Origin of the sequence: Congregibacter sp., from assembly GCF_965660375.1 — a bacterium.
GTDB lineage: Bacteria > Pseudomonadota > Gammaproteobacteria > Pseudomonadales > Halieaceae > Congregibacter.
Genome location: NZ_CBFHZO010000027.1, coordinates 1 through 2,419, shown reverse-complemented (window position 1 = coordinate 2,419; position 2,419 = coordinate 1). Strand labels below are relative to the sequence as shown.

Genomic DNA, 2,419 nt, shown 5'->3' with positions numbered 1-2,419 from the left:
TTCAGAATTCCTGATGGCTTCGGGATCCAGCTGTTCTATGCTGAGGCTTTCGGAGGCCCCCAGAAAGCTGTTCATGCTGCGCTCCGCATCGGGGGTGACGAGCACCAGGCACTTGCCCGTGGGGTCGTCGGTGTTTGCCGGTGGTGGAAAGCTCACGCCGGCGTCCCGGAGATCCGATAGATAGATGCGTCCATCCGCATCATCAGCTACGCGACAGGTCATAAAGCAATTGCCACCAAACAGCGCCGTCGCAATCACGGAGTTGCCCGCGCTGCCGCCGCTGGCGTGGCTGGCCTCTACCAGGTGTCCATCCAGGGCCCGGAGCAGCTCCCCGCGACGGTTACCGTCCACCAGCGTCATCAGGCCTTTCTCGACGCCGAGTTCCGCAAGCAGGGCATCGTCTACCCGAATCTCGGTGTCTACCAGCGCTGCGCCCAGTCCATACACTTTGAACTGTTTCATGTTGTCACCTGTATCCCTTTGAGCGCGGCATTATGCGCATCTTGCCCGATGATGTGTAGGGTAGACGCGCAATGGGACGCTATCTGCGCCTGCTGCCTGTGGCTGCTTAATACGCCGCGAAGTACACTGCGCGGCCATGAAACGCTTCCTCTCTTTTTTGCGCAAGCTAATCGCCGTTTTTGTCTGTGTGGTTGTCGTCGGACTGTTTTATCTCAACGCCCTGATAACCGACACCTTTGAAAGCAAGCGCTATGCGCTGCCTGCGCAGGTCTTCGCGCGCCCTCTGGAGCTGTTTGTGGGCGCCCGATTACCCCAGGCTGCGGTCCTGGGTGAGCTGGAGCGCCTCGGGTATCGCAAAGTGAGCCGCGTGCGCGATCGCGGTGAGTACGAGGTCTTTGGCAGTCGTGTGCGGCTTCACAGCCGGGGCTTTGTTTTCCCCGACGGCCGCGAACCGGCACGCCTCGCGACGCTGGAGTTTTCCGCTGCCAGTCTTAAGGGATTAACCAGCGCTGGCGATGAGCTGGATATTCTGCGTCTTGAGCCCCTCCAGATGGGCGGGATTTACCCTGCGCACGGCGAGGACCGTCTCCTCCTGCGCCTCGAGGAGGTGCCTGAAACGCTACAGGGTGGTTTGCTGGCCATCGAGGACCGCAACTTTTACTCCCACCTGGGCTTTTCGCCCACGGGTATCGTTCGCGCCGCGCTGGGCAATATGCGATCGGGGCGGGTGGTTGCCGGCGGCAGCACCATTACGCAGCAGCTGGTGAAAAATTACTATCTGAGTTCCGAGCGAACACTCAAGCGGAAGCTTATTGAGCTGTTTATGGCCATGCTCATAGAGCTGCATTACGAGAAGCCGGAGATTCTCGAGAGCTACATGAACGAGGTATATCTCGGTCAGGATGGCCCCCGGGCGATTCATGGCTTTGCGCTCGCGGCGCAGCATTATTTCGACAGCCCCCTCGAGGAGCTGGGACTGCATCAGCAGGCGCTACTCATCGGTATGATCCGCGGTCCCAGTTTTTATAATCCCAGTCGCAATCCACGCCGGGCACGGGAGCGCCGGGATTTGGTTCTTGAGGTTATGGCGGAGCAGGGGGTGATCAACGAGGAGCAGGCGGTGGTCGCTCAGGCTATGCCGCTCTCGGTGGGTGGTTCCCGCCGTTCCGACACCTTCCCCGCTTATCTGGATCTCGTGAGACGGCATCTGACGGAGCAGTACCGCAAGGAGGATTACGCCACGGCGGGGCTGCGTATTTTCACGCCCTTCGACCCACGGCTCCAGGAGCAACTGGAGCGCAGCACCACGCGCATCATGGACGCGCTCAATCCCGCGGGAGATCTACAGACCGCAAGCGTCGTGACGCGAACTGTTAACGGTGAGGTGGTGGCAGTTGTGGGCGGGCGCAAGCCGCGGGCCACGGGCTTTAACCGTGCCCTGGATGCGCGGCGTCCAGCGGGCTCTCTGCTAAAACCGGCACTGTATCTGGCGGCGCTGGAGCAGCCGGAGGCGTACACCCTGGCAACACCGCTGGATGATTCTTCCCTGCGTGTGGCCGGACCTAATGGGGATGTCTGGGCGCCGCGTAACTTTGACCGTGAATCTCACGGTGATGTTTTACTCCATCGCGCCCTGGCCAAGTCCTACAACCAGGCAACGGCCCGTCTGGGCATGGAAATCGGACTTCCGGCGGTGGTGGATATGCTGCAACGCCTGGGCCTGCGGCAGGACGTGCCGAGAGTGCCCTCACTCGTCCTTGGCGCGGGGGAGTACTCACCTCTGATGATGGCGCGGGTCTACCAGACGATTGCCGTGGACGGCACACGCACGCCTCTTCGCAGTATTCTTTCCATCGTCAACCGGAGGGGTGAGATACTGCGCAACAACATCACCGAATACGAGCGCGCCGTGGATCCCCGCGCTGTTCATCTCCTCCATTACGCTCTGCGGGAAGTG

2 protein-coding genes are annotated in these 2,419 nt (G+C 60.9%); one reads left to right on the top strand and one right to left on the bottom strand.

The annotated features are described in order from the left end of the window. A partial coding sequence (locus ACTG3T_RS02280) for an adenosine kinase (protein WP_439100645.1) occupies positions 1-462 on the bottom strand: 462 nt, incomplete at its 3' end. 136 nt (positions 463-598) lie between these two features. Between ACTG3T_RS02280 and ACTG3T_RS02275 the strand changes: the two genes are divergently transcribed. Continuing rightward, positions 599-2,419: transglycosylase domain-containing protein (locus ACTG3T_RS02275; RefSeq protein WP_439100644.1), on the top strand; the 1,821-nt coding region annotated here is incomplete at its 3' end.